The sequence below is a fragment of the Oleiphilus sp. HI0132 genome (genome assembly GCF_001635845.1).
This window is the reverse complement of the sequence record NZ_LWGJ01000896.1, coordinates 1-399: the sequence shown is the minus strand read 5'-3', so window position 1 is coordinate 399 and position 399 is coordinate 1. Positions and strand designations below refer to the sequence as shown.

The following is a 399-nucleotide window of genomic DNA, read 5'->3' as shown; positions in this document are numbered from 1 at the left end:
TGGCAAGGATACTGAATCCAGGTTTTTAATCGCCGCTTCCATAATCGCAAGGTTAGCTAAATAAGTATCTCGTGAATAAGCACTGGTATCGTTAGTACAACTCTCGGCAGCCGCTCTGAACTCTTCAGGTAAGCGCACCATTACGTCATCTGTAGAGCCATTTGTTGGCCAAAAGGTGCTAGGTTGAGGTTTGTAATTAAATGCGACCCAGTAGCTGCCGTCTTTGGCAATGCCTTCGTCGTCAAAAGCATCTGCGCCTTGCTGTAAATTTACAAGTTTTGGGATAGGGCCTTCCCAATCCGAACTTGCTTCTAATTGCTCAATTAAAGGCGTGTAGTTATCCGTATTAATGTAATCAATAACCTCTTGATCTGAGATCTGACCAACCTTTTCAGTCTT

General features: G+C 43.6%; 1 pseudogene. It reads right to left on the bottom strand.

The annotated features are described in order from the left end of the window. Positions 1-399: pseudogene (locus A3766_RS30925) on the bottom strand (hypothetical protein); the annotation flags it as partial.